This window comes from Acinetobacter sp. CWB-B33 (assembly GCF_039655955.1).
GTDB classification, from domain to species: domain Bacteria; phylum Pseudomonadota; class Gammaproteobacteria; order Pseudomonadales; family Moraxellaceae; genus Acinetobacter; species Acinetobacter bouvetii.
This window is the reverse complement of the sequence record NZ_JAGFEU010000007.1, coordinates 26,214-51,371: the sequence shown is the minus strand read 5'-3', so window position 1 is coordinate 51,371 and position 25,158 is coordinate 26,214. Positions and strand designations below refer to the sequence as shown.

General features: G+C 41.7%; 21 protein-coding genes and 1 pseudogene. 13 read left to right on the top strand and 9 right to left on the bottom strand.

Going from position 1 to position 25,158, the window contains the following annotated elements; translation table 11 throughout:
* Positions 1-12: 12 nt before the first annotated feature.
* Both JZ784_RS15865 and JZ784_RS15860 read left to right on the top strand, forming a co-directional pair.
* A complete protein-coding gene (locus JZ784_RS15865) occupies positions 13-756 on the top strand; it encodes an SDR family oxidoreductase (protein WP_346315540.1) in 744 nt (247 codons plus the stop codon).
* 141 nt (positions 757-897) lie between these two features.
* Positions 898-1,740, top strand: a complete 843-nt coding sequence (locus JZ784_RS15860; RefSeq protein ID WP_346315611.1) for a methylated-DNA--[protein]-cysteine S-methyltransferase — start codon at positions 898-900, stop codon at positions 1,738-1,740.
* Positions 1,741-1,823: 83 nt separating this feature from the next.
* Here JZ784_RS15860 and JZ784_RS15855 read toward each other — a convergent pair whose 3' ends face one another.
* Complete coding sequence (locus tag JZ784_RS15855; protein WP_346315539.1) at positions 1,824-2,543, bottom strand: hypothetical protein; 720 nt, start codon at positions 2,541-2,543, stop codon at positions 1,824-1,826.
* A 296-nt stretch (positions 2,544-2,839) separates the two neighbouring features.
* Here JZ784_RS15855 and JZ784_RS15850 point away from each other — a divergent pair, with 296 nt between their 5' ends.
* Together JZ784_RS15850 and JZ784_RS15845 are read left to right on the top strand one after the other, a co-directional pair.
* Entirely contained in the window at positions 2,840-3,550 is a 711-nt protein-coding gene (locus tag JZ784_RS15850) for an SGNH/GDSL hydrolase family protein (protein ID WP_346315538.1), read from the top strand.
* A 395-nt stretch (positions 3,551-3,945) separates the two neighbouring features.
* Positions 3,946-5,250 carry an NAD(P)/FAD-dependent oxidoreductase gene (locus tag JZ784_RS15845; RefSeq protein ID WP_346315537.1) on the top strand — a complete coding sequence of 435 codons (1,305 nt, stop codon included), beginning with the start codon at positions 3,946-3,948 and terminating at the stop codon, positions 5,248-5,250.
* A 210-nt stretch (positions 5,251-5,460) separates the two neighbouring features.
* On the opposite strand, the gene JZ784_RS15840 is transcribed toward JZ784_RS15845, so the two are convergent.
* Positions 5,461-6,432 carry a hypothetical protein gene (locus JZ784_RS15840; protein WP_346315536.1) on the bottom strand — a complete coding sequence of 324 codons (972 nt, stop codon included), beginning with the start codon at positions 6,430-6,432 and terminating at the stop codon, positions 5,461-5,463.
* Between the two features lie 589 nt (positions 6,433-7,021).
* Between JZ784_RS15840 and JZ784_RS15835 the strand changes: the two genes are divergently transcribed.
* Positions 7,022-7,606, top strand: a complete 585-nt coding sequence (locus JZ784_RS15835) for a uracil-DNA glycosylase family protein (protein WP_346315610.1) — start codon at positions 7,022-7,024, stop codon at positions 7,604-7,606.
* 19 nt (positions 7,607-7,625) lie between these two features.
* On the opposite strand, the pseudogene JZ784_RS15830 reads toward JZ784_RS15835, so the two are convergent.
* A pseudogene (locus JZ784_RS15830) lies at positions 7,626-8,113 on the bottom strand (pyridoxamine 5'-phosphate oxidase family protein).
* A gap of 157 nt (positions 8,114-8,270) precedes the next feature.
* Positions 8,271-9,134: a DMT family transporter gene (locus JZ784_RS15825; RefSeq protein WP_346315535.1), complete on the bottom strand. Its 864-nt coding sequence runs from the start codon at positions 9,132-9,134 to the stop codon at positions 8,271-8,273.
* A 271-nt stretch (positions 9,135-9,405) separates the two neighbouring features.
* On the opposite strand from JZ784_RS15825, the gene JZ784_RS15820 reads away from it, so the two are divergent.
* On the top strand, positions 9,406-10,797 hold the full coding sequence (locus JZ784_RS15820) for a PLP-dependent aminotransferase family protein (protein WP_346315534.1): 1,392 nt from the start codon (positions 9,406-9,408) through the stop codon (positions 10,795-10,797).
* A 21-nt stretch (positions 10,798-10,818) separates the two neighbouring features.
* On the opposite strand, the gene JZ784_RS15815 is transcribed toward JZ784_RS15820, so the two are convergent.
* The gene (locus JZ784_RS15815) at positions 10,819-11,256 is read right to left on the bottom strand and encodes a hypothetical protein (RefSeq protein WP_346315533.1); all 438 of its coding nucleotides are present in this window, start codon (positions 11,254-11,256) and stop codon (positions 10,819-10,821) included.
* Positions 11,257-11,398: 142 nt separating this feature from the next.
* On the opposite strand from JZ784_RS15815, the gene JZ784_RS15810 reads away from it, so the two are divergent.
* On the top strand, positions 11,399-12,037 hold the full coding sequence (locus tag JZ784_RS15810) for a class I SAM-dependent methyltransferase (RefSeq protein WP_346315532.1): 639 nt from the start codon (positions 11,399-11,401) through the stop codon (positions 12,035-12,037).
* 4 nt (positions 12,038-12,041) lie between these two features.
* On the opposite strand, the gene JZ784_RS15805 is transcribed toward JZ784_RS15810, so the two are convergent.
* Positions 12,042-13,595 (bottom strand): phospholipase D family protein, encoded by a 1,554-nt coding sequence (locus tag JZ784_RS15805; RefSeq protein ID WP_346315531.1) that lies wholly within the window; start codon positions 13,593-13,595, stop codon positions 12,042-12,044.
* A gap of 129 nt (positions 13,596-13,724) precedes the next feature.
* On the opposite strand from JZ784_RS15805, the gene JZ784_RS15800 reads away from it, so the two are divergent.
* The 3 genes from JZ784_RS15800 (at position 13,725) to JZ784_RS15790 (ending at position 17,340) form a co-directional block, all read left to right on the top strand.
* Positions 13,725-14,840: an S-(hydroxymethyl)glutathione dehydrogenase/class III alcohol dehydrogenase gene (locus JZ784_RS15800; RefSeq protein ID WP_130146872.1), complete on the top strand. Its 1,116-nt coding sequence runs from the start codon at positions 13,725-13,727 to the stop codon at positions 14,838-14,840.
* Between the two features lie 285 nt (positions 14,841-15,125).
* Positions 15,126-16,148, top strand: a complete 1,023-nt coding sequence (locus JZ784_RS15795) for an FAD-binding oxidoreductase (RefSeq protein WP_346315530.1) — start codon at positions 15,126-15,128, stop codon at positions 16,146-16,148.
* 22 nt (positions 16,149-16,170) lie between these two features.
* Positions 16,171-17,340, top strand: a complete 1,170-nt coding sequence (locus JZ784_RS15790; protein WP_346315529.1) for an acyl-CoA desaturase — start codon at positions 16,171-16,173, stop codon at positions 17,338-17,340.
* Between the two features lie 89 nt (positions 17,341-17,429).
* Here JZ784_RS15790 and JZ784_RS15785 read toward each other — a convergent pair whose 3' ends face one another.
* On the bottom strand, positions 17,430-19,028 hold the full coding sequence (locus tag JZ784_RS15785; RefSeq protein ID WP_346315528.1) for an ATP-binding cassette domain-containing protein: 1,599 nt from the start codon (positions 19,026-19,028) through the stop codon (positions 17,430-17,432).
* A gap of 701 nt (positions 19,029-19,729) precedes the next feature.
* Between JZ784_RS15785 and JZ784_RS15780 the strand changes: the two genes are divergently transcribed.
* Complete coding sequence (locus tag JZ784_RS15780; protein ID WP_346315527.1) at positions 19,730-20,785, top strand: 3-deoxy-7-phosphoheptulonate synthase; 1,056 nt, start codon at positions 19,730-19,732, stop codon at positions 20,783-20,785.
* Positions 20,786-21,050: 265 nt separating this feature from the next.
* Positions 21,051-22,238: a PilT/PilU family type 4a pilus ATPase gene (locus tag JZ784_RS15775; RefSeq protein WP_346315526.1), complete on the top strand. Its 1,188-nt coding sequence runs from the start codon at positions 21,051-21,053 to the stop codon at positions 22,236-22,238.
* 108 nt (positions 22,239-22,346) lie between these two features.
* Here the strand turns inward: JZ784_RS15775 and JZ784_RS15770 are convergent, their stop codons facing one another.
* Positions 22,347-23,525, bottom strand: coding sequence for an MFS transporter (locus JZ784_RS15770; RefSeq protein WP_346315525.1), 1,179 nt, complete (start codon positions 23,523-23,525; stop codon positions 22,347-22,349).
* A gap of 288 nt (positions 23,526-23,813) precedes the next feature.
* Here JZ784_RS15770 and ygiD point away from each other — a divergent pair, with 288 nt between their 5' ends.
* Complete coding sequence (gene ygiD, locus JZ784_RS15765; protein WP_346315524.1) at positions 23,814-24,671, top strand: 4,5-DOPA dioxygenase extradiol; 858 nt, start codon at positions 23,814-23,816, stop codon at positions 24,669-24,671.
* Between the two features lie 75 nt (positions 24,672-24,746).
* Here the strand turns inward: ygiD and gcvH are convergent, their stop codons facing one another.
* Complete coding sequence (gene gcvH / locus JZ784_RS15760) at positions 24,747-25,121, bottom strand: glycine cleavage system protein GcvH (RefSeq protein WP_346315523.1); 375 nt, start codon at positions 25,119-25,121, stop codon at positions 24,747-24,749.
* Between the last annotated feature and the right edge of the window lie 37 nt (positions 25,122-25,158).

The window sequence follows — 25,158 nt, the reverse complement described above, 5'->3', positions numbered from 1 at the left end:
AAGGAAAAAATCATGGCGAAAACACTTTTAATTACAGGCGCAAGCTCAGGTATTGGCGCTGGCATGGCCCGTGAATTTGCGCAAAAAGGCTATAACCTTGCAATTTGCGCCCGCCGTTTGGAACGGTTGGAAATCTTAAAGCAGGAACTGGAAAGTCAATACGGCGTAAAAGTAATCGCTAAAACTTTAGACGTGACCCATTATGATCAGGTCTTTGAAGTTTTCCGCGCTTTTAAAGCAGAGTTCGGCACGATTGACCGTGTGATTGTAAATGCCGGTGTCGGTGACGGCCGCCGCATTGGTAAAGGCAATTTTGATATTAACCGCGCGACAGTAGAAACCAACTTTATTTCTGCTTTGGCACAGTGTGAAGCTGCGGTTGAAATTTTCCGTGAGCAAAATGCAGGGCATTTGGTGGTGGTTTCATCCATGAGCGCAGTGCGCGGCATGCCAAAACACTTGACTGCTTACGGCGCAAGCAAAGCCGGTGTTGCACATTTGGCGGAAGGCATTCGTGCAGAATTGATCAATACGCCAATTAAAGTCTCGACAATTTTTCCAGGGTATATCCGCACAGAAATTAATGAAGGCGCAAAAAAACTGCCTTTTGAGGTGGATGAAAAAACTGGTTCACGCCTGTTGGCCGCTGAAATTGAAAAAGAGCCGGTTAAAGCGTATGTGCCAAAATGGCCTTGGCTGCCGCTAGGCACAGTAATGAAGGTATTGCCTTTAAAATTAGTAATGAAACTCGGCTAGTGCCATCTTTAAAAAAAAGCTCCTTATGGAGCTTTTTTTTTCACATGACAGATATAAAACACAAGTTTCGGATTTTTTCTGCGGATGCATGTTTTTATACTGAGAGGAACAATGGAGACCGCAACGATGACAAATGCTGAAATGTGCAAACAAAACCAATATGACCGAATTGCAGATGCAATTGCATATATTCATCAGAACTTTAAACAGCAGCCAAGTTTAGAGGAAATCGCTGCGTCGGTTCACCTCAGCCCGCTGCATTTTCAAAAACAGTTTAAAGACTGGGTAGGCGTCAGCCCAAAAAAGTTTCTGCAATATATCAGTGCGGAATATGCTAAAAAGATTTTGGCGAATAACACTGACTTTTCAATGTCGGATGCCGTCTATGAAACTGGATTTTCCAGCCCAAGCCGCTTGCACGATCTTTTTATTCAGATTGAAGGCATGACGCCTGCTGAATTTAAGAAGCAGGGCAAAAACTTGGCAATTTCATACAGTTTTGCAGACACACCTTTTGGTGAAGTGATTATAGCATCCACGCACAAAGGGATTTGCCATATGGCTTTTGAAGATGACCGGGCATTGGCCTGCCGGAAGCTGCTTGATGCTTTTCCGCAGGCACAATTCACAGAGCAAACCGATGCCTTTCAACAAAGCGCTTTGCGTATATTTGCTGATGCAGAATCACTGCCAAGCATTAAACTGCATTTAAAAGGCACGCCATTTCAGCTGAAAATCTGGCAAAGCCTGCTGAAAATACCGATGGGTCAGCTCAAGACCTATGGCGATATTGCGCAGGATATTGAAAGTCCGCAAGCGAACAGGGCAGTAGGTACAGCTATAGGCCGCAATCCTGTTGCGTTTTTAATTCCATGCCACCGCGTTATCCGTTCAACAGGCATTATGGGCGGTTACAAATGGGGAGCTCCGCGTAAAACGGCCATGATTGGCTGGGAAGGCGTGAAGGTACATGAACCTGTTTGATTTTAAATGAGCAGATATTGAAACCGTCCGTATTTAAAAAATTCTGCTTCATTATTATTCAAATATCCTCTGGTTTAATGGCTTTAATTTATGAGCTTTCCAGTTTGATTCAGAATGGTTTTATTCCGCTGTTTTACCCGCAATATCACTTCAGGTGCTGTGTTTTCACCTATCACAATGCGTTCAACCGTATAGATATTTGAACCGCTTTTAAAGGTGTAATAATGGTTGCCGCCGCTGCCGTCAAATGTTACTGAACCTTGATTTAAAATTAAGGACGGCTTTGTAGCTTGCTTTTGATTGGCCTTCCAAGCAGCGTAGCGGTATTGGCCATTGTTCAGCTCATCAATGCGCACCATAAAACTTTGGGTGTTAAAACTGAAAACGGGCGCTTTGAACTTCTGCAATGATGGATGCAGCTGCTGTTTCTGCTGTGCAATTAAATCTTGTTTATATTGCTGTTCAGCCTTGCTGCTGTAATTGACCGCTGTAATTTTTCCGCCGTCCAGCCAAACTTTACCATTATCCAGCATCAGGCCGCGCCAGCCCATAGAACTCCACTGACTGAGCTGAGAGTAGGCAATGTCCTGCTTCAGCTGAGCATCAAAGACTTGATTAAAACGTTTTTCCATATCTGCGGCATTTTGAATAGCAGGAATTGGAGCTTCCCGCTGCAATGGATATTGAATGCTAAGCGCAATCTTTTGCGGATGGTTCTGCTTAAACAGCATAACCAGATGATCCACCTGCTTTTGTTCTGAGTCTGTCAGGGCAAATGCTGATTCGCTACTTATGATAGCCATCACGAAAGTGAGGGTGATTTTATTGATCATGCAATCTAGCCTGCTTGATTTGATATTCAATACACTCTGTTTATCAGATAAGTATGGATAATGCATGCAGTATTTACTTCACAGTGCATGATCATCCTCTGCAATAATATGGCGTACTTATCTGCCTTTCAATCACAGTGCCTTGATCAAATCAATAATTCGTCCAAGTAAAGATGTAATTTCTCTTAGATATTTTGCTTGCATTTAATGCAGATAGATATTGAATCCTTTAAACTTTCCGCATCCACCTTTTGTGTAATCCCTTCATGTTTTTAAAAGCAGCAACAATTGCCTTAATTCCAGCTTTGGTCATTCAAGGAAGCCGCGTTAAAAAAAATACGCCGCGTTTGCCCGAACCTGAAGGTGCACGTATTGGCCAAACTGGCGCAGGAAAACCGCTGTCTATTTTAATTGTTGGTGATTCTGCCGCAGCGGGTGTTGGCGTAGCGTCTCAGGAAGATGCTTTGCTTGGCGCCGTGATTAATGAATTAAAAATGGATTATGCGCTGGATTGGAAACTGCATGCCAAGTCAGGAGACAATAGCCATCAAATCATTAAAAACGTAAATACCTTAGAAAGCCGTCATTATGACGCGGTGCTGACCTCTGTCGGTGTCAATGATGTCACTAAACTCATGTCGGCTCGGCAATGGATCAAAAAACAGCATGAGCTGTACAATTTAATTCAGCAGAAGTTCGCCCCTAAGCTTATTATTGCCGCAGGCGTTCCCCCAATGCATATGTTTCCTGCGCTGCCAAATCCTTTAGGCTGGCTGTTTGGACAGTATGCCAAGCAAATGAATGCTGAATTAGAAAAATTTATACAAGCGCATGAGCATATGCAATGGATTGAATATGATTTGCAAAAGTATCAGGCGCTGAACTTGGAAATGGCTGAAGATGGCTTTCATCCAAGTAAAGAGATTTACCAAATTTGGGCAAAAGAGGTTGCGGATAAAATCCGTCAGGTTTTATAAGTTTAGAACTCATCCAGGTTTTAACTAAGATTTTAGCTATCTTTTGATAAATTGAGTTTCTTTAATAATAGTGAATACTCCGGTTATTTTCTTCTAAAATGGCTTCAAAAACCGCCATTTTTAACTATTTCTATTAGTTAGGATTGGAGGCCGCAGATAAGGCAGCGCCGCGTGATCAATACTTCAGCAGTTAGAATAGGCTAAAGTCCAGACTTCTTAAATGTATTATTTAGTCAATGAACTGGTGCAGAACGTGAATAATCACAAAAAAGCCGTTCTAGTGCACTGACCGCGCTGGAACGGCTAAAAGTAAGATAATGATTAGGAAAGAATAAATTAAAGTGTTTGATATAAGGTGTATTATCTTAACTTTAATGAGTAATCATAGGTAATTTATGCAAAATAATAGTGATATTAATTTACCAATTCTTATTATTGGCGCAGGGATAGCTGGAATAGCATGTGCTAAAAAACTGCAAGAAAATGGTAAAAAAGTTATCGTATTAGAAGCTAAATCCAGTATTGGCGGGCGCATAAACTCTAAAAAAATTGATTCGGATATCTTTGATTTGGGTGCATCATGGATTCATGGAATTGATGATAATCCTATATGGGCTATTACCCAAGAAAATAATATAGGAACGACTATTTTTAATTATGATAATTCACAGTATTTTCATAAAAATGGAAAATCATTTTCAGAAAAAGAAGCGCAAGAATTTGAGTTCTATATAGATAAAATAGAAAACTCACTTTCTCAAACACAAAAAAAATCTGCTCTTGAAGCCATTAAAGAAATAATTTTTTCTTTAAATTATTCAGGTAATACATTTTCAGAAAACTATCTTAAAAAATTATTATTAAGCTTCTTTGAACGAATAGCAAATGACCCATTTGCTGCAAATCTAGATCTGCTTTCTTCAAATTATCAAAATTATGAGGGATACTTTCAAGGAAATGAGGTTGTATTTCCCAAGGGGTACTGTCAGGTTGTTGAAAGTATTTCAAAAAATATAGAATTTAAATTAAATATAGATGTTAAAACAATTAATTATGAGGATGAGTGTGTCAAGCTTATCGATTCCAATGATAATGTTTACATAGGTTCGCGCGTAGTGGTTACCGTGCCACTTGGTATTCTGAAAAAAAATCACATAGAGTTTCACCCGCCATTATCTCGTGATTATATTCACTCTATTCAAGAAATCGGGTTTGGATCTTTCAATAAAGTATTTTTTGAATTAGAGCAACCGCTTCCATCTCGGTTGGAAGGTTCAGTGGAGAATATTAGTGATTTTTATTGGAATGACACCGATTGCTTTAACATTTTAGATTTATCTAAAATTTATCAAAAACCAACTTATTTAATGCTATTTGGAGGAGATAAATCAAAGTTTATAGACAATTCAACAGATAAAGAAGTATCTGATTTTGTCTTTAGCAGCTTACAAAAACAATTTCATGGAATTCCGAATAAACCCAAAAAAATAATAGTTACACGTTGGGGAGCGGACCCTTATAGCTGTGGTTCTTTTAGTTTTCCCTCACTAAATCACACTGATGATCTTATTAAGATATTACATCAGCCAATTAGAAAGCTTATTTTCTTTGCAGGTGAACATTGCAGCTTGAAATATGCGGGTACAGTGCATGGCGCATACCTCAGCGGTTGTGAAGCGGCTGAAAAAATCTTAAAGTAAATCGACCTTTTACCGCTGGAAAGAGAACTTACAGCATAGTTTATGACAAAGCAAAAAATCGCATTAAAGCCTAAAAAAGCTTTGGATGTTGAATGGGATGATTGATCAATGGGTGTGGGGTATGAGGTGATTGATTTCAGCGATCAAAATTGAAAGCTGCAAATTTTGGAGAATATAAAAAGGCGGGAAAACCCGCCTTTTTATATGTTATTACCAAGGATTCGTTGGTAAATCTCTAAAGGCTAAATGTAGCCCGTAAGCAGCTTTTTGATCAAAAGCTGAACATAAACCGGATTTAAGTGAAGGATCAATATATTTGCTTAAATCTACTTTTTCGTCAGAGGTGTAGTCGCCAAAATATAATTTTCCATTTAATTCCGCTACGACCATTTGGGAATCATCTGAAACCTCGCCATCAGCTTTTTTTACATATGCAACATTCTTATTTGCCCACTGTTCTGTAATAACATTTAAACCTTGAGTTTTTTTCTCTTTTACCCAAGCTGAATATGTTTTATTGACTAAGTTGGTTTTATCAAATTCAATAGTAGAGTGCGAAAGTTGGGTGCTTAAAAACTGGTAACATTCAGCTCCCTCAGGAAAAGTTTGAGCAGATTTGAAAAAGGCAAGTCTAAGCTTTAAAAATTCAGTTGGTTCTGAATTGAGATTTTCAGAAGCAAAAATAGAGTTTATGACTTCCGATGAGTTCATTTTCTTTTTAGACAGACTCAGCGTCTTAAATGTAATGGTTTGCGTTAGGCCACCTTTGTGCTGGTCATGCGAAATTACTACAGAACCTTGCCCATTTTTTTCTAAATATAGAGGCAGGCTATAACCATTAGATTCGTATAATTTATCTTTAGTAAGAGTGAAATCATATTCTGTAAAAGGATTTTCTGCCGTAGCGTAGTTTTGAGCAAAATCAATTTCAGTTCTAGTAGTTATTGAAGCATCATTATCGTGTAATATGAGCGATTCACTAAATATTTTATATAATTCCATTCCTATGGAATCATTTCTTTCACCTATTAATTCGTAAGTATGCATTGGAAATTTAATTGACGTTTTAGCGGTACTATTATTGTAGCTGTCACCTGTGCCATCTCCACCACATGCAGAGATAGTTAAGCCTATGAGAGAAATAAAACTTAGTTTTGAAAATTTTGAAGTTAATAATTGCATTATTGGACTACTCGAATTTTAAATTAGTTTAAAGTATGTATTTAAAAATAATAAAAATTTAGCAAATGTTGTGCTAAAAATTAAAGGAATTCTATATCAATTCAGAAGTCTTTTCTTTATTTATTTTTAACAAAAATTAAAAAGCAGTTACACTTTCTTGATTGGAAAAATCCAAAAACTGCACTGCGCTGGATTGCCAAAATAACCCTAATAATCTTCTGAGAGGGGCTATTTTCATGGCTGATATAGCTCTAAAAACTATAGCTAAATGAAATTACACACTACAGTACGCCAGCTGATCCGTAGAGAAAAGGATTACATGGAAGCTCATTGCGCAAATTTGGAATGCTCATAATTCTATAGATATTGAGAAAATCGCATCGTATTTTCATGATTCTCTTTCGTCATAATGGTCAGTACTTTCTATATTTTTGATCAAAGTTTTGCAGGTGTTAATCAAGAACACACTTAGCAGAGTAGGTGATATCGCTGTAAAATCAGATATTATGCTAAGATCTAGGAAGATAACTCTATGGTGCACAATCAAAACCGCCCTTGCAAACTCAACCTAACCTATTGATTATAAATGATGTCTGAAATGGAAACCCACCCCCTAAAGCCATTTTTGCCTGAAAATGGCAAGCTTTTGATGCTCGGCAGTTTCCCACCGCCAAAGGCGCGCTGGAAAATGGATTTTTATTATCCAAATTACCAAAACGATATGTGGAAAATCTTTGGCTTATGCTTTTTTCAAGACAAAAATTATTTCTTAAATCTCGATGCGAAAACATTCAAAGAACAGCGCATCCGGGATTTTCTCAATGAAAAGGGCATTGGCATTTTTGATACGGCGTATCAGGTCATTCGTCTAAAAGGCAATGCCTCAGACAAATTTTTGCAGATTTACCAGCCTACTGATATTGCCATGCTGCTGGAACAGATGCCTGCCTGCCGCAGCATAATGACCACAGGCGATAAAGCAACCGATACGCTGATGCTGTCGATGCCAGCAGCCGCAGAAAAACCGCAAATCGGCTATTCGGTCAAAAACACTTTTGCAGGCCGGGAATTGACACTGTACCGAATGCCGTCTTCCTCGCGTGCTTATCCGCTGGCGTTAGAAAAAAAAGCGGAAGCCTATTATTCTTTATTTTCAGAAATAGGCTTACTTTAAGTTATTTTAGTGGTGCCGTTCAATGATCCGGCATCATATGGGGATATTTGACCCATTTATAATCATGCACATTAAAATCACGAACCAGCTTAAAGTCGTTCCAAATCAGCTGACTGCCTTTGGTCCAGCTTAATGCTTTAATTCGCTGATTGACCAGAGCCATTTCAGCAGCAGTTGCGGGCCTCAAATCTCCAATCTCAGCATAAAGCCGGACACCGGGAAAATCCTGAAATTGGCCTTGTACTAATGCGCGAAGCCAAAACAGCTTGCTGCTGTTAATAAATTGTATGCAGCCCTTAGGATTCTGAGGTAAATTTTCTTGCAGCGCTTCAAATAGGTATCAAAAAAGAAGCCTGAAAAAGTAGCTTCATGCAGAAATAGGGTGCCGATGGGTGTAATGGTTGGCTGTAAATTTTGATCGACCGTTGCAATAGAGCAGTGCATAGAGGACTGCTGTGCGGCTGCCGCAATTTTTTGGATGTGCTTCCAGTCTTGCAAATTCATGATGGGGCCTTTTTTATTCTAGTTTTGAGCTGTTAACATAGCAGTTCTCTGCTGTTATCTGTTGCAAACAGGCCTGAATGAACTGGTCATTCAGGCCATTGGTTATTTGCCCGCTGTTTGATTGATATTAGATGAAGCTTTGAGAAAGTCCAGCTTAGGCTTAAGCATATTTCCTAGCCATTACAACACAAACAGCAACTGCCAAAGAAACAGCAATCATCAGCGGTGTGACATGTTCATTGAGTATTAGGGCGCAAAGAATCAGGCCAATAAATGGCTGTATCAACTGTATTTGTCCGACCTTTGCAATACCGCCAAGCGCTAAGCCTTTGTACCAAAAAAAGAATCCAATCAGCATGCTGAACAGTGATACATAAGCCAATCCTAAGTAGGCTGATGACGGTACTGCAGAAAAATCTTGCGGAAAATAAATCCAGCTGATCAGCAGCATGGCCGGCAATGCAATCACTAAAGCCCAGCAGATCACTTGCCAGCCGCCTAATTCACGCGACAGTACACCGCCTTCTGCATAGCCTAATCCGCACAGCAAAACAGCAGCAGCCATATAGCCATCGCCAGCAGCCCTGAGATGCAATCCTGATTGATTCAGCATGAAAAAGATGACTAAACTGCTGCCCATGCAGGTGTAGATCCAAAATGCACGTTTAGGTGTTTCCTTTGCGCGAAGCACCGCAAAAAAAGCTGTGGCTAGTGGCAGCAAGGCAATGAAAATCAATGAATGCGCAGCCGTAGCTGTTTGCAAAGCCAGTGCCGTAAATAGTGGAAAGCCGATAACAACACCTGCGGATGTAATGCATAAAGATTTGATTTGCTGCGGGGATGGCTTTGGCTGCTGTAAGGCAATCAGCAGGATTAAAGCCAAAACAGCAGCGATGCAGGCACGTGCGCCAGTCAGAAATTCCGGGCTGAAACCTTGCACCGCGATCCGTGTAGCAGGCATAGAGCCTGCAAAAATCACTATGCCGATTAATCCGTACAGCCAGCCTTGGTGAAGTGCTTTCATTTTTAGTATTCCTGCTCATGTATTGCCGCAAATGATGTTCAGAAATTTAAGCCAAGGCTGGCGAGTTAAACAGATACAGTGCAATACAATTTAAAAGAACTGTTATGATGGAAATACCCACACAATTTGCTTTTTAAAGACGGTTTTTATAAGCTGAATCATAGTTCATGCAGTGATATGAAATCTTCTGCCTCACCGCAAACGGCTCATTGAGCTGTGCAGCTTTTTCCCTTCTAAAATAGAAAAGGTTAGCTAAACAGGAAAATAAGAAATGACAAAAATTGAAGGAGTGATGCAGCAGATCAAAGCGCAAATTTTACAGCGTCAACTCACTGCAGGGGCGCGCATACCCTCTGTGCGCCAATATGCACAGCAGCATGGCTGTTCAGTCTCGACTGTTGTAGAAGCTTATGCGCGTTTGGTCAGTGCTGGAATTTTAGAATCCAGAATTGGCGCCGGCTATTTTATTTGCCCGCCCTCAACTGCATCGGCCTTATTGTCAGAGCATACAATTGAATATCGCCGTGAAGTCGATCCGCTGTGGATTTCCCGCCAGTCTTTAGATGCTCCAGCGCATATGTTAAAGCCAGGCTGCGGCTGGCTGCCGAAAGAGTGGATGCCGGAACAGGCATTGCGAAAAGCATTGAAGATGGCCGCAAAAGCAGACAGCAGTTTGCTGCTGGATTATTCTATTCCGCATGGGCATGTTGAGTTAAGGCGCTATATTGCGCGAAAGCGGGAAGCCTGCGATATCACGCTGACTTTAAAGCAAATTTTAGTCAGTGATTCTGCTACGCAATCTATTGACTTGATTTTCCGGCATTTATTAAGAGCAGGTGATACAGTCATTATTGATGACCCGTGCTATTTTAATTTTAGGGCATTAATTCAGGCGCACGGGCTCAATTGCATTGCAGTGCCATTTGGTAAAAATGGCCCAGAGATCGAGGCATTTAAGCAGGCAATGCACTATCAGCCCAAACTGTATCTGACGAATTCAGGTATTCATAATCCGACAGGCGCTGTACTTTCGATGCAAACTGCCTTTGAAATTGCCAAAATTGTGGAAAAAAATGGGCTGTACATTATCGAAGATGAGATCTTTAGCGACTTTGAATATGTTCCCGCACCGCGCTATCTGACATTGCTGGGATTGAAACAGGTGATTCAAATCGGCAGCTTTACAAAAACACTGTCGGCGGCTATCCGATGCGGTTACATTATTGCTAAAGAAGAGATGATTGATCAATTAATCGATCTGAATATTGCGACACACTTTAATACCAGCCACTTAAATGCAGAGATTATTTACCAGGCGCTGATTGACAGCAGTTATTTGCGCCATATTGAATGGCTGAAAAAACAGCTGCAAAAAACCATGTCTGAGACAGTGAAAAAACTGGCCGTATTGGGTATTTACCCCGTCATTTTGCCGAAAGCAGGAATTTTTTTATGGTGTCAATTGCCCGTGCATATGGATGCAGCCAAGCTGTCGCAGCTGTGTTTGGATAAAGGCATTATTCTGGCGCCGGGAAATTCTTTCAGCCAATCCAAAAATGCTGCGCAGTTTATCCGTTTTAATGCAGCACAGTGCATAGACAAAAAAGTTTTTGATGTTTTAGCCGCTGCTTTAAATGAGCTGAATATGCGCGCAGCCGTTTAAACGCCGCCATTAATGTAAGCATTAACCATCATATTCCACATAATCCCATAAATTTAAACGCGCTTTAATTTCCTTGCGGATATTTGGCATGAGGGGCAGCAATGTTCCATCAATCCAAAGGCTCAGCGCTTGCGATGACAGCGTTTGATTTTCGGCATCGACCAATTGAGCGCCTTTCACCAAAACCAATGTTTCTGTAGCGGCATCAGTTTCCACACCTTTGAATAAAACCTGCAGTTCATGCCCCGTATCTCTAATCAGCCATTCCAGTTCAATCTGAATATTCTGATTGGACTTTAACACCGCTTGACCTTCTAGAAATTCATTGTCAGTTAAGCAGTCATGTTCTACACGGACTTTGGCCAAGATCCATTCTTGCTGGCCTAAGTCTTCTAAAGTCTTATAAGGGATTAAAATATCATTAATATTAAAATGACGGCTTAAATCAAAAAAATGCATTGAGAGACCACAAAACAGGAGAGAAAGGGAGAAACCGCAAAGACGCAATTTTAAAGTAATAAAAAACAGCTGTAAAACCTTTGCATGGACTGATCTTTTTTAAGTATAAATAGTCATGAATCATTGATAAGAAGATAAAGATATGCAGCCGGAAGATGTGCACAGTCCAATTGATCTCAAAAACGCGGCGGATGCACTGCAATGGGCCAATGAAGTCAATGTAAAGCGGCCATGGCGCTATAAATTTTTTGATTTCTATGCAGAAGAGATTCTGAAGCACGCGCCCAAAGGTCATATTCTGGAGCTCGGTGCTGGGCCGGGTTATCTGGCAGAACACATGATTCGGCAATGTCCCGATATTCAATACACTGCTTTTGATTTTTCGGATGCAATGCATGCGCTTGCAAAGCGCAAGTTAATACCTTCTGAGTTGGAGCGATGCCAGTTTATTACAGGCGATTTTAAACAGCCGCAATGGGAGGAGGCCCTGCAAAGTCAGAGTTCATATAAACCTTTTGATGTGATTATTATTCATCAGGCGCTTCATGAATTAAGGCATAAGCGCCATGCGCCGTTATTTCATCAAGCAGTTAAAAAAATGATGAATTCAGGCGGCTGCTATTTGGTCTGTGATCATTTATATGCACTAGACGCAATGCAAAACAATGAACTGTACATGTCTGTCGCTGAGCATGTGAAAGCCTTTCAAGATGCAAAATTTAAAAAATGTACAATTGCATTAGAAATAAAAGGCTTATGTGTATTTAAATGTAATGACTAAGTCATTACATCATCCATTCAATAGGCAAGTATGAAACCGCTTTCATGCTGAACCGCTGAAACCGTGTGGTTCCGGGGTCAATTTTAAATTCATGGATAGAACCATCGGGGCGCTGATCTGTCCAGATGATTTCATTGTTTGCATTTAGCTTAAGTTGATAGGCAATTTGCGGTAAGTACTGATTCAGTATTTTTGAAATGTCATTTTGCAATGCATCCGACTCTACCACCAAGCCAACTTCAGTGTTTAGGTTCACTGAACGGGGGTCAAAATTAAAAGAACCAATGAAGACAATACCATCAATATCGAAAAATTTTGCATGCAAGCTAGAAGCACTTTTTCCTTTTGCGGGAATTACATTTCCCGTCATTACTTCATACCATGTTCTTTTTTTGCGCTCTAAATAGGGCTTAAACTCATACAATTGCACGCCATTTTTCAGTAATTCATGGCGGTATTTGTTATAAAAAGCATGTACAACGGCCACATCATTGGCAGCAAAAGAATTGGTTAAAACACGGACCTGAATATTATTTTTCGACAATTTTGAAAGATAGTCTGCTCCGCGCTGGGTTGGGACAAAATAAGCCGAAACCAACTCCATGTGCTTTTTAGGCTCACCCATCAGATGATGCATTTGATTATAAATGAGCTGATTTCCGCTGGCTTGTCCGCGAATCTTATTTGGACTATCTGCAACAAAATGTGCAGGCGCCCAGTTGAAAGAACGCTGTTTTAGGTCTTTATCTAATTGTTTTTGTGCAAATTCAATTTTGTTTTCAACTTGGTTTTTTTGCGTCGCATCCAGTTCATATTGATGGCGCAATTTTTTTAGCTCGGCTTCTGAGCTAGCTCCTAATAATTGTGATGCGCTATAACTTAAATTATCATTCCAAAAATCTGAAAAGACTTCATTCGCATGTTTGACAGCAGTGCCATAAAATAAAATATCTAAGTCGGTAAATTGAAAGTTATCACTGGCATCAAAATATTCACGGCTAATATTGCGGCCGCCTGTGACGGCGATAGCGCCGTCTGCAATAATGAGCTTATTATGCATGCGGTGATTAATATATTTGAAGCGAAAAGCGTAATCGATAATGCGCAGTTTTCTAAATTTATACGGATTGAATATTTTAACTTCAAAGTTAGGATGCAATGCCAACGGTTTCAAGACTTTGTCCAGCTGTGTGCCATTCTGATCATCAATCAGTAATCGGACTTTCACGCCGCGATCCGCAGCTTTTAAAAGTTCCTGCAGCATCATGTGGCCAATATAGTCATCTTTCCAAATATAATATTGCAAATCAATTGTATGCTGCGCTTTTCGAATTAAATGCACGCGTGAGGCAATGCTCATAAACGCTTCATCCAGTGCTAAATACGCAGTTAAACCTTGTGACAAATGCTGTTCTACACCGGGTTCATTCAGCCAATGCTGCGTATGCATATAAATAGGCGCATCAGGTTTAGATTCATTCATTGGCAAACTGCACCCTGTAAGTGAAAAAATGATTAAAGAAAAGAAACCAGCCTGAAAAGCTAAACAAATCTGCATATTTATTTTTTAGGGCACCTTAATGTTATACGTTCATATTATCATCATGTTAAAGGTTGAATCATTGAATAAAAAGCGGTTACTGTAGATCATCTGTTAATCTAGCCATTATAAAAGGATATCCATTCGATGAAATCTCGTGCAGCTGTTGCGTTTGGGCCAGGTCAACCTTTAGAAATTGTTGAAATTGATGTTGCGCCGCCAAAAGCAGGCGAGGTGCTGGTTAAAATCAGCCACACAGGCGTTTGCCATACAGACGCTTTTACATTATCCGGTGATGATCCTGAAGGTGTATTTCCTGCGGTATTGGGCCATGAAGGTGCAGGTGTCGTCATAGAAGTCGGTGAAGGCGTCACCAGTGTTAAACCTGGCGATCATGTGATTCCATTGTATACGGCGGAATGCGGTGAGTGCTTATTCTGTAAGTCGGGTAAAACCAATCTTTGCGTAGCTGTGCGCGCAACGCAAGGCAAAGGCGTGATGCCGGACGGCACAACACGGTTCTCCTATAATGGCCAGCCAATTTATCATTATATGGGCTGCTCAACGTTCTCTGAATATACTGTTGTGGCAGAAGTTTCACTGGCAAAAATTAATCCTGAAGCGAATCATGAGCACGTTTGCTTGCTGGGCTGCGGCGTGACGACTGGTTTGGGCGCAGTCAAAAATACAGCCAAAGTGCAGGAAGGCGATACTGTTGCTGTATTTGGTCTGGGCGGCATTGGTTTGGCAGTCGTGCAAGGCGCTCAAAAAGCCAAAGCCAGCCGCATTATTGCGGTCGATACCAATCCAGAAAAATATACATTAGCCAAAGAATTTGGCGCAACCGACTTTGTGAATCCTAAAGATCATGACCGCCCTGTGCAGGAAGTGATTGTCGAAATGACAGGCTGGGGCGTTGACCATTCTTTTGAATGTATCGGCAATACCAATGTCATGCGTTCTGCACTGGAATGCGCGCACCGCGGCTGGGGGCAATCGGTCATTATTGGTGTAGCAGGCGCAGGCCAGGAAATTTCAACACGCCCGTTCCAGCTGGTCACTGGCCGCACATGGAAAGGCACCGCTTTTGGCGGTGTGAAGGGGCGTTCACAGCTGCCGGGCATGGTGGAAGAAGCCATGAAAGGTGACATCCGGCTTGAGCCATTTGTCACGCATACCATGGGCTTAGACAAAATCAACGAGGCTTTTGATCTTATGCATGAAGGAAAATCAATCCGTTCTGTCGTGCATTTTGAAAATTAAGCATAAATCAGCCGCGTGAAAAAAACCAAGCTTCGGCTTGGTTTTTTTGGCTCCTAAAATGCTGATTTGGCACTTTTTGCAAAATCCTCTCTCTGATGCCAGCATTTCTCACCTCTCAAATTGGCAAAATATGACACATTGTCTGACAGAAAATGCAAATAAACTGTAAATGGCCGATTATGTCCTGAATTGATATAGAACAAATAATAGGCGCGTAATATTGTGGCATCACAATAATGAACACTTGTATATTATTAATCTATTATTCAACTAGACGAGGGCCGCATGCATACACGCGCAGAATATAAGCCGGAATGGATCCGCGAAGATTTTGTTGATTTTATAGCAGAAAAAATTAACTCAATTTGGGCATGGAAGAAAATTAAAGCTGAAATCATCAGTGTTAAACCATTAAGCACCGACTTTATTCAGCTGCAGCTGCGCCCGAACAAAAACTTTAATTTCCAGGCTTATCAGGCAGGGCAAAGTGTACTTGTTACTGCAATTATTGGCGGTGTGCGCCAGCAGCGCAGCTATTCAGTCGTGCAAGTTTCACCGCAAGGCCTGCTGAGTATTGCCGTTAAAAAGCAAGGTGCGGTTTCAAATGCGCTGACATCATTGGCCTTAGGCGGAATTGTAGAAATTTCTCAGCCGCAGGGTAATTTTGTACTCAAGCCGGCTGAACGCGCCAATTTAATGATTGCTTCAGGAAGCGGCATTACCGCCATTTATGCCTTGCTGAACAGTCATCTGCTGAGCAGTTCAAAACCAGTCGATCTGCTATATTTTAGCCGGGACAATGCTTATGCAGATGAACTGCAAGCTTTAGCAGAGCATTATCCGCAATTTAAATTGCATTTAATTAATACCGCGCAGCAGAAACAGCATTTAGACCAAGCGCTTCTGGAACAGTTGGTCGATGGTTTTATGCAGCGTGAATGCTATGCGTGCGGTGCATCATCCATGATGCAAAGTGTGCAGCAGATTTATCTGCATGCGGGTTTAACCGCTCAATTGCACACAGAATATTTTCAGATTCCTGCCGATGAGACATTGGCAGAACAGCCTGTAAAATTTTTGCGTTCTCAGCAAGCGTTTCAGGCCAAAAGCAATCTTTTGGAAAGCGCAGAACAGGCGGGATTAAGGCCCGCGCATGGCTGCCGCATGGGAATTTGCAATACCTGTTCATGCACCAAGGTGCAGGGTAGCGTCAAGAATATTTTGACGGGTGAAATTGACAGTCAAAACAATTCACAAATTAAATTATGCATTTCACAGGCCATCAGCCCAGTCACAATTAATCTATAAGCATGAAAAGGGGGAGAAAAAAATGAATAAGCCCATTAATTTTAGTGAAAAAAGTAAATCACAGTATTTGAGCACCGCTCAGGTTGAAGCGTTTGGCGCCAAAGTAGAAGCGATCCGCCGTGAAATTATGGATAGTTTAGGAGAGCATGACGCTAAATATATTTACAAAATCCGCAATTTTGTCCGTTACAGTGAAATTGCATCGCGCGGCATGCTGATGTTTGCTGGCTGGCTGCCGCCCGTGTGGCTGCTGGGCACAGGCCTGCTGGGCGTGTCAAAGATTGTAGAAAATATGGAATTGGGCCACAACGTCATGCATGGCCAGTTTGACTGGCTGAATGACCCGAGCTTAAACGGCGCAAATTATGACTGGGACACCATGGCGACAGGCCCTGACTGGAAGTATACGCATAATTATATCCACCACACGTATACCAATATTGTTGGCATGGATCATGATGTCGGTTATGGCTTGATCCGGGTCAGCGAGTCGCAAAAATGGGAACCGCGCTTTTTGCTGAATATTCCATTGGCTGCTCAATTGATGCTGTTTTTTGAATGGTATGTGGGGGTGCAGAATCTGCATATTGAAGATGTGATTGCCTATAAAACCAAAACTTGGGCGCAGGTCTGGGAAGATGCGGCTCCTGTGCGCAAAAAAATGAAGCGCCAGATTATCAAGGATTATGTCTTTTTTCCACTCATTGCAGGCCCGAACGCTATTCCTGTTTTTGCCGGAAATGCAGTGGCCAATGTCATCCGCAGCCTATGGGCGTCAGCCGTTATCTTTAATGGCCATTTTACGGAAGATGCTGAAAATTTTGAAATGGACAATACTGACAATGAAACCCGTGCAGAATGGTATTTGCGTCAAATCCGCGGTTCGAGCAACTTTTCAGGCACGGCTTGGCTGCATATTTTAAGCGGCAATTTAAGCCATCAAATTGAGCACCACCTGTTTCCAGATATGCCAGCGAACCGCTATGCTGAAGCTGCGCCTAAGATCAAAGCGCTGTGTGCTGAATATGGCATTCATTATAATGAAGCGAGCTTTATGAAGCAGTTTGCCAGTGTCTGGGTGCGTATTGCCAAGTGCTCATTGCCAAATGACTGGAAAAGTGAAGCAAAACATTATGCGGAACACGCAAAGCAGCGTGCATTCGGCTTGCTGTCCAGCAAACTGAACTTCTAAGCCATTAACAGCCGTTCAACTTCATTGCTCATGCACCAATACTCAGCTGCATACTTGGTGCATGAGGGGCTTAAATTTGAATCAGCGCATTAATTTGATTCTATGTCCCAATGCATATCAATACCGCATTGTGCAACAAAATCAGCATCGTGCGACACCAAAATGACTGCGCCAGTATATTGCGCAATGGCCTGCGCCAGCAGTTCCCGAGACTCAATATCCAAATGATTTTCAGGTTCATCCAACAGCAGCAGTTCAATATTTTCAGGCCAGAAATTCAAGCCAAGCAGTGCAGTTTTCAGCTTTTCTCCGCCGCTCAAGCGTGATAGCGGCTGCTCAGGCCGATCTCCTCGGATTCTCAGCTGCCCCAATTGATTGCGCCATTCTGACGCCGGTAATTTAGGGTTAAATAGCGATAGGTTGTCTAGAACACTATGCTCAGGCTGTAAGTTGCTGAAATTTTGATCTAAATATACAGGCTTTACCGCCAAGCAAACATGCGGATTGGCTGCCTGCGCCTGCTGTTTCAATAATTTAAGAAGCGTCGATTTACCAGATCCATTGCGTCCTTGCAGATGAATTTTATCACCCGCCTTTAAGGAAAAGCACAGCGGAATTTCCGTCCCGAATGGCAGCGGTAAATGATCAATCCTTAAGATTTCGCCGGTTTTAACCGCATGATGCTGAAATTTAAACTGCTGCTGTTTAAAGTGCTCTAACTGGTTTTGAGCAGCATTTAATAGCGTTTGTTTTTCCTCCATCTGTTTTTGCTGCTGTTTCTGCACACCAGACAAGCTCTGGCCCGCCTGTTCTTTTTTAAAGTCCAGTAAAATAGGCGCTTGCGAGCTGGAAGACCGCAGCTGCTTGCCGCTGCGTTGACGCTTTTGCGCTTTCATTAATGTTTCATGCTGTTTGGCTTTCAGCTGCTTAAGTTCACGCTTTTGCTGGACGGTTTGGCGTTCCAGCGCCCCATATTGCAGCTCATGCTGTTGAACATAATCATCATAATTGCCTGAGATATGCTGCAATCCATATTCATTCAGCGCATAGATATGATGGGCCTGATTGAGTAAAGTCCGGTCATGGCTGATGATGAACGCGCCAGCAGGATGTGCTTTTAAACTGTTTACTAGCCATGTTCTAGATTCAGCATCTAAATGGTTGCTGGGTTCATCCAAAAGCAGATAATGATCAGGCTTTAAAAATAAAGCGCATAGCGCAAGCTTGGTTTTTTGCCCTTCACTTAGCAGTTCAACAGGAAAACTTAAATTATCCGGCAATTTCGCCTGTGTTAATTGCGCGCTCCACTGTGCCGGCAAATGCCATTGATTTTCTGTTAAATCAAAGTCCTTAAGACTGGCGGTTCCAGCCTCAATACGCATAAACGCCTGGTGCATCTCGGTTATGCCTAAAGCTCCGGCGATGGTGTTTTCATCTACACGCTTCAATTGCGCTAAATATGCATGCGGCAATTGCCATAGAATTTCACCGCTGTAAGGCAGTATCGAAGTACGCTGAAAATGTAAAACTTGCATCAGCAGTGATTTTCCTAAGCCATTTCTGCCTGTGCATGCTGAAATTTGCTGTTGCGTTAAATTGAACTGCAGCTTTTGGAATGTTGATTGATTGGGTGTTTTATTCAGGAAGTCTAAGTTGAGCTGAGAAACAGCACATGCTAGTGGGGTCATTAACGCACCTCGCAGTGACAAAAATGCGCAAAATAGTTAAATATTTTTAATGATTTATATTTTTTCAGTTCGTATTGTAAGCTGAATGAAAGGCACTATTTTGCACATCAAAAAAGAAGAAGATTCGGTTTTTGATAATGAAACAGCGCTTACTTCATTGGCAGATACTCAAATAGCGGAAAATTGAAAAGTGCATGGGGATAGATTGCAAAAGCATTTTAAGCAAAGGTGAATATTTAATCAATATATAAATAAATAGTGCGTAGGGATGATCTTTATATTTATTGGACAATTCTGATGGAAATTATAAAAAACTATTGTCAAAGTAGACAATACAGCGTATTTTAAGTTTCAGACAAGCACCTTTTTTTGATGAATTCAAAATGTTAAAGCAGCCAGTTCTTTCAAACGCATCGTATTATTTTTGGCAATTTAGATAATTGCCTGAATGTATTCGGGCAAAGAAAATGGTTGCCCACCAAGTTTATACCTGATCGGCAACCCTGATCAGGTTTTTTTATGTCTTGATTTTTATAAATATTTTGGAGATTTCCTCATGATGACTTTTAACTATTCATATTTTAGCAGTTCATATTGGTTTTATTTTAGTCAGTTTATGACGCATTGTCAGAAATCCATTCGCCCCATAACGCTCAAATAAAAGATCGGACTGTAAAAAGGCAGTCCCAAGGAAAAAATCAATGAACGCTTTAAACACTGCATTACAAGAAACAGCCGCTCAAGAAACAGTTTTAAGCCTGCCAACGCAACTGAAGGCGCAATTGCCTTTATCTTATGCGCATGCTCAGCAAATTGCTGAACAGCGTAAAATTATACAAAATATCTTAGAAGGCAAAGATAAACGCTTAATGGTGATTACCGGCCCGTGTTCCATTCATGACACGGCATCAGCCTTAGACTATGCAGAAAAATTAAAACGGATTCAAACACAAGTTTCAGACCAAATTTTCCTTGTGATGCGCGCATACATTGAAAAGCCGCGCACGACAGTCGGCTGGAAAGGCTTTCTTTATGATCCAAATTTAGACGGATCAGCAGATATGCAATTGGGATTGGAAAAATCCCGTGAACTTTATCTGCAAATTATAGAAATGGGCTTGCCAATTGCATCAGAAATTTTGAGCCCGATGGCAACCGCGTATTTTGACGATTTATTGGCTTGGGGCGCAATTGGCGCACGCACCAGCGAATCTCAGATTCACCGTGAAATTTCGAGTTTAATGCCTTACAGCATTGGCTTCAAGAACGGAACGGACGGCTCAATTCAAATTGCTTTAGATGCCATTCAATCTGCTGTAAATCCGCATCAATTCATGGGCATGAGCCAATCAGGCCTGCCAGGTATGCTGTCATCTAAGGGCAACCCTAAAGCGCATTTAATTTTGCGCGGTTCAAATACCGGCCCTAACTATCAGCTGGCAGAAATTGAAAAAATTAAAGCCAAGGTAAAAGGCGAATTTCCTGCTTTGGTGATTGACTGCAGCCACGGCAACAGCAGTAAGAACCCGCTGATGCAGCCCGAAGTGCTGCATACAATTGTGCAAGAACGCCAGTTCAGCAACGTACGCGGCGTCATGCTTGAAAGTCATCTAGTGGATGGCGCGCAGAAAGTCAGCTGCAATATGACTTATGGCCAGTCGGTCACGGATGGCTGCTTAGGATGGGATAAAACCCAGCAGCTGTTGTTGGAAACTGCAGAACTTTTACAAGCAGCACAGTTGCAGCGCAGCGCATAAGCGTTGTTCGCTTAAATCATCGTTTCAGCCCATGCAGCAGAATGCTCTTCACTTTGAAGGGCATTTTTTATTGAAAACACAATCCATCAAGCTTTAAGCTTTTTCTTTGAAATACTGCACATTATTTTTTAAAAATATTATTTAAATGAATGATTTATATTTGTGACTCTGCCTGATTTTATGCACAATAAATGAATACAAAAACAAAAACTGTGATGAAACAGTAATTTTGTATTGCTGAATTGAATTTTTGGGAAATTTTTTTATGTACACTGCCGAATTGCTGGAAGAAGCGCGCCGTTTAATGTTCCATATGCTCAGTAAAGTGGTTGAATATGGCGGTTCAGATTTGTTTATTACGGCAGATTTTCCACCAAGCATTAAGCATCAGGGTTTAATGAAGCCTTTTGGACAGCAGGAACTGACAGCCGATAAAACCAAACTCTTTGCCTTTAGCTTAATGAATGAAAAACAGCGTAAAGAATTTGAAACTGAACTGGAATGCAACTTTGCCATTAGTGTGCCTAATGTATCCAGATTCCGTGTCAATGTATTCCAGCAGCAGCTGAATGTTGGCATGGTCATTCGAACCATTACCAATGAAATTCCAAATTTTGAAAAACTTCAGCTGCCAGAATCACTGAAAAGCGTGATTATGGAAAAACGCGGCCTGGTGCTCGTCGTGGGCGGTACGGGTTCTGGCAAATCCACTTCTTTGGCAGCTATGATCGACTATAGGAATGAACACAGTGCAGGGCATATCATTACGGTTGAAGATCCTGTGGAATATGTGCATAAGCATAAAAAATCGATGATTACCCACCGTGAAGTCGGCGTAGATTGCCATTCTTGGCACAATGCTCTAAAAAATACGCTGCGTCAGGCGCCAGATGTCATTTTGATTGGCGAGATCCGTGATACAGAAACCATGGAGCATGCGATAGCCTTTGCTGAAACAGGCCATTTGTGTTTAGGGACTCTGCATTCAAATAATGCCAATCAAACTTTAGACCGGATCATTAACTTCTTCCCGGAAGAGCGCCGCAATCAATTGCTTATGGATTTATCTTCAAATATGAAAGCGATTATTTCACAGCGCTTAATCCGAACTGAAGATGGGAAAGGGCGGCGCGCCGCAGTGGAAATTATGCTGAATACACCGTTAGTTTCAGACTTAATTTTAAAAGGCGAATTCCACGAGCTGAAAGCGATTATGGGCAAGTCGCGTGAATTGGGCATGCAGACGTTTGATCAGGCCTTATTTGATTTGTATAACGATGGCGCAATTTCATATGAAGAGGCGCTGCGAAATGCTGACTCAATGAATGAGCTGCGTTTGCAGATTAAACTGAAAAGCCCGCGGGCAAACCCAGCGATGCAAAATACAGCGGCTGAATTCAGCATGCAGGCTGAAGAAAAAGCTGAAAGTGGCGACGCGCAGCAGGCATCTTAATCCAGTTTTGCATATGCAATAGTCTGTGAAATGATTATGCAAGGCGCTTGCCGCGCTATGCATAATCTTCACTTCAAAATAGGCTGAGTCTGATGATGCTGTCATTGGTTAAGATGCAGGTTGGCGGGCAACCATAAATTTATAATAGATTAGGCTGATTAAGACCAAAACGGCGCATATGCTGTAGGCAACCGCATAGCTGGTATCAGCAATGATCATGCCCAGTACAATTGAGCCAATGGCAATGCCAAGATCATAAAATGTAAAATAAGTTGAAGTGGCATGGCCAATGCGGTTTTTAGGTGAACGCTGAATCGAAATAGTCTGCAGGCAAGGCTGCGCTGAACCAAAGCCCATGCCAATCAAGACAGCTGAAAATAAGAGGCCAGCCACACTGTCGATAAACGCTAAAACTGCCAAGCCAACTGAAAATAAAATTAATGCCGGATAAACCACAGCATTCGGGCCTTTGCGGTCATATATTTTTCCTGTAATCGGACGCAGGCTCATCATTGAAATAGCGAATACGGCAAAGAACACGCTGGCATAAGCGAGCATGTGTTTTGATTCGGCGAAAGTCGCGATAAACGACATAATGCTGGCATAGCAAAACGAAATCATCATGGCCATTAAAGCCACTGGCAAAGCCTTAAATTCAATAAAGTCATGAATGCTGAGCTGTTTTTTGGGAGTCTCCATCGCTGTTTTCTGATGACTTGGCAGCGGGATCAAAAAGCAAAAGATAAAACCCAGTACAACAAAAGAGGCCAAAATGCCTGCAACCGCAGTATATGACATGCTCTGTATAAAGGTCAGCCCAATCAGCGGGCCCAATACAATACCTAAATTGATGGACATCAGGAAATATCCCATGCCTTCGCCTTTGCGCTTTGCAGGAATGAAATCATTGACGATGGGCACAGTCACAGTCGTCAAAATGCTGAACCAAATGCCATGCAGAAAACGGATGATCATTAGAATTGTGAGGTTGTCTGCGAAGACATAAGTAAGGCTGAATAAACAGAATAAGGTTTCAGAAATATACAGCGCTTTTTTAGTGCCCAGTTTTTCTATAATTAAGCCGCTGAAGGGGCGTACTGCAATTGCGGAAACCATGAATAAAGTCATGGCTAAGCCTGCCTGAGACAAGCTGCCGCCTAGTTCATTCAGGATATAAATGGGCAAGATAGTGGTTTGTGCGAAATAAAAGATGAATAAAAACAGATTATTCAACAAACATAGAATAAACGGCTTATTCCATAAATGTTGTGCATTTACAGCGTTCATAAGTGACCTGAATGTATGAAATTGAACAGGCGGCTTGGCTCTTTATATATTTTTTATACGAGCGCAGATGAGACAAACCGTCAGAAATTAAGGTTTATTATAGAATCATATAGATGAAAAGTATAGTTATTGTAATATTTCATTGAAAAATATCCGCATAAAATCAAAATAATTTCATTAAATTATCTTTATGTGATTATTTGTATAATTATTTAAGTTTACAATTTAAATCGCATTCCGTTGCGGATTCAGATTAATCTAAAGACATCATCGCTTTTGAGGGCAATCATGATGAACTCAGATGATCAATTGCTTTCCGCTGCACGGCCCAATACTAAATTGCCCGTGACTGCACCGATGCCTGTGCTGTTTCTGGGGCATGGTTCGCCAATGAATGCAATTAGCGACACTGTTTTTTCGAGAACTTGGCATAAAATAGGGGAAAATCTTCAGCCAAGGCCCGCTGCAATTCTGTGCATTTCTGCACATTGGCTTACGCAGGGCTTCAGTGCGGTCACTGCCGCGGCGCATCCTGCGACTATTCATGATTTTGGCGGTTTTCCGCAAGCGCTGTTTGATGTGCAGTATCCTGTGCAAGGCTCTCAAGCCTTGGTCAATGCCGTGAAGCATTGCATCAGTATGGTGTCCATTGCTGAAGATGCAGAACGCGGCATTGATCACGGCGCTTGGAGTGTGCTTGTGCATCTCTATCCGCAGGCCGATATTCCTGTTGTGCAGCTGAGTATTGACTACAGCCAGCCAGCCGCGTTTCATTATCAGTTTGGCCATCAGCTGCGGGCGCTAAGGCGTTTAGGGGTATTGATCATCACCAGCGGCAATTTGGTGCATAATTTAATGAAAGTTGCTTGGGATAAGCTGAATGAGCCGGTATTTGGCTATGAATGGGCACTGGAAGCAGATGCTAAAATGAAGAATTGGCTTTTGGAAAAACGCCATCAGCAACTGATTGAATGGGACAGGCAAGGAGAAGCCTTCAAACTGTCTACACCGACGCCGGATCATTATTACCCAATGCTGTATGCGTTGGGGCTGCAAGAAGATCCAGATGAATTGTCGCTTTTTAATGAGGCTGCAGTTGGCGGCTCGCTCAGCATGACCTCATTCCGTCTGGACTATCGAATTTGAGCGCTGTTTTATTTTTCAGACATAAAAAATCAGCCTTTGCGGCCGATTTTTTATGCTGAATAAACACGCTGCGGATCACAGGCCTGCTTCGTAATCGCTGCTGGAAAGCAGTTTTTCAACATCCGCCATATTGTCTGGCTTAATTTTATAAATCCAGCCTTTGCCATAAGGCTCATGATTCACAAAATCAGGATCATCTTCTAATGCGGCATTCACTTCTATGACTGTGCCTGAGACAGGCGCATGAATATCTGATGCTGTTTTTACAGATTCGACGACACCAGCTTGCATGCCAGCAGTAACATGTGTGCCTGCTTCCGGCGCTTCAACGTAAACCAAGTCGCCCAATGCATCTTGTGCATGGTCAGAAATGCCAGTTACGACAAGATCACCTTCAATGCGCACCCATTCATGCGTGCTTGCATATTTCAAATCTGAAGGATGATTCATGGCTAACTCCTTAAAACTATTAAAATCATTTTTGGCA

Coding starts and splice junctions, on each gene's coding strand:
- JZ784_RS15815 (WP_346315533.1), bottom strand. CDS start 11,256: ATGCATTTTTTTGATTTAAGCCGTCATTTTAATATTAATGATATTTTA.
- JZ784_RS15845 (WP_346315537.1), top strand. CDS start 3,946: ATGCAAAATAATAGTGATATTAATTTACCAATTCTTATTATTGGCGCA.
- JZ784_RS15780 (WP_346315527.1), top strand. CDS start 19,730: ATGAACGCTTTAAACACTGCATTACAAGAAACAGCCGCTCAAGAAACA.
- JZ784_RS15810 (WP_346315532.1), top strand. CDS start 11,399: ATGCAGCCGGAAGATGTGCACAGTCCAATTGATCTCAAAAACGCGGCG.
- JZ784_RS15825 (WP_346315535.1), bottom strand. CDS start 9,134: ATGAAAGCACTTCACCAAGGCTGGCTGTACGGATTAATCGGCATAGTG.
- JZ784_RS15795 (WP_346315530.1), top strand. CDS start 15,126: ATGCATACACGCGCAGAATATAAGCCGGAATGGATCCGCGAAGATTTT.
- JZ784_RS15865 (WP_346315540.1), top strand. CDS start 13: ATGGCGAAAACACTTTTAATTACAGGCGCAAGCTCAGGTATTGGCGCT.
- ygiD (WP_346315524.1), top strand. CDS start 23,814: ATGATGAACTCAGATGATCAATTGCTTTCCGCTGCACGGCCCAATACT.
- JZ784_RS15835 (WP_346315610.1), top strand. CDS start 7,022: ATGTCTGAAATGGAAACCCACCCCCTAAAGCCATTTTTGCCTGAAAAT.
- gcvH (WP_346315523.1), bottom strand. CDS start 25,121: ATGAATCATCCTTCAGATTTGAAATATGCAAGCACGCATGAATGGGTG.
- JZ784_RS15800 (WP_130146872.1), top strand. CDS start 13,725: ATGAAATCTCGTGCAGCTGTTGCGTTTGGGCCAGGTCAACCTTTAGAA.
- JZ784_RS15785 (WP_346315528.1), bottom strand. CDS start 19,028: ATGACCCCACTAGCATGTGCTGTTTCTCAGCTCAACTTAGACTTCCTG.
- JZ784_RS15820 (WP_346315534.1), top strand. CDS start 9,406: ATGACAAAAATTGAAGGAGTGATGCAGCAGATCAAAGCGCAAATTTTA.
- JZ784_RS15860 (WP_346315611.1), top strand. CDS start 898: ATGTGCAAACAAAACCAATATGACCGAATTGCAGATGCAATTGCATAT.
- JZ784_RS15775 (WP_346315526.1), top strand. CDS start 21,051: ATGTACACTGCCGAATTGCTGGAAGAAGCGCGCCGTTTAATGTTCCAT.
- JZ784_RS15805 (WP_346315531.1), bottom strand. CDS start 13,595: ATGCAGATTTGTTTAGCTTTTCAGGCTGGTTTCTTTTCTTTAATCATT.
- JZ784_RS15840 (WP_346315536.1), bottom strand. CDS start 6,432: ATGCAATTATTAACTTCAAAATTTTCAAAACTAAGTTTTATTTCTCTC.
- JZ784_RS15850 (WP_346315538.1), top strand. CDS start 2,840: ATGTTTTTAAAAGCAGCAACAATTGCCTTAATTCCAGCTTTGGTCATT.
- JZ784_RS15855 (WP_346315539.1), bottom strand. CDS start 2,543: ATGGCTATCATAAGTAGCGAATCAGCATTTGCCCTGACAGACTCAGAA.
- JZ784_RS15790 (WP_346315529.1), top strand. CDS start 16,171: ATGAATAAGCCCATTAATTTTAGTGAAAAAAGTAAATCACAGTATTTG.
- JZ784_RS15770 (WP_346315525.1), bottom strand. CDS start 23,525: ATGAACGCTGTAAATGCACAACATTTATGGAATAAGCCGTTTATTCTA.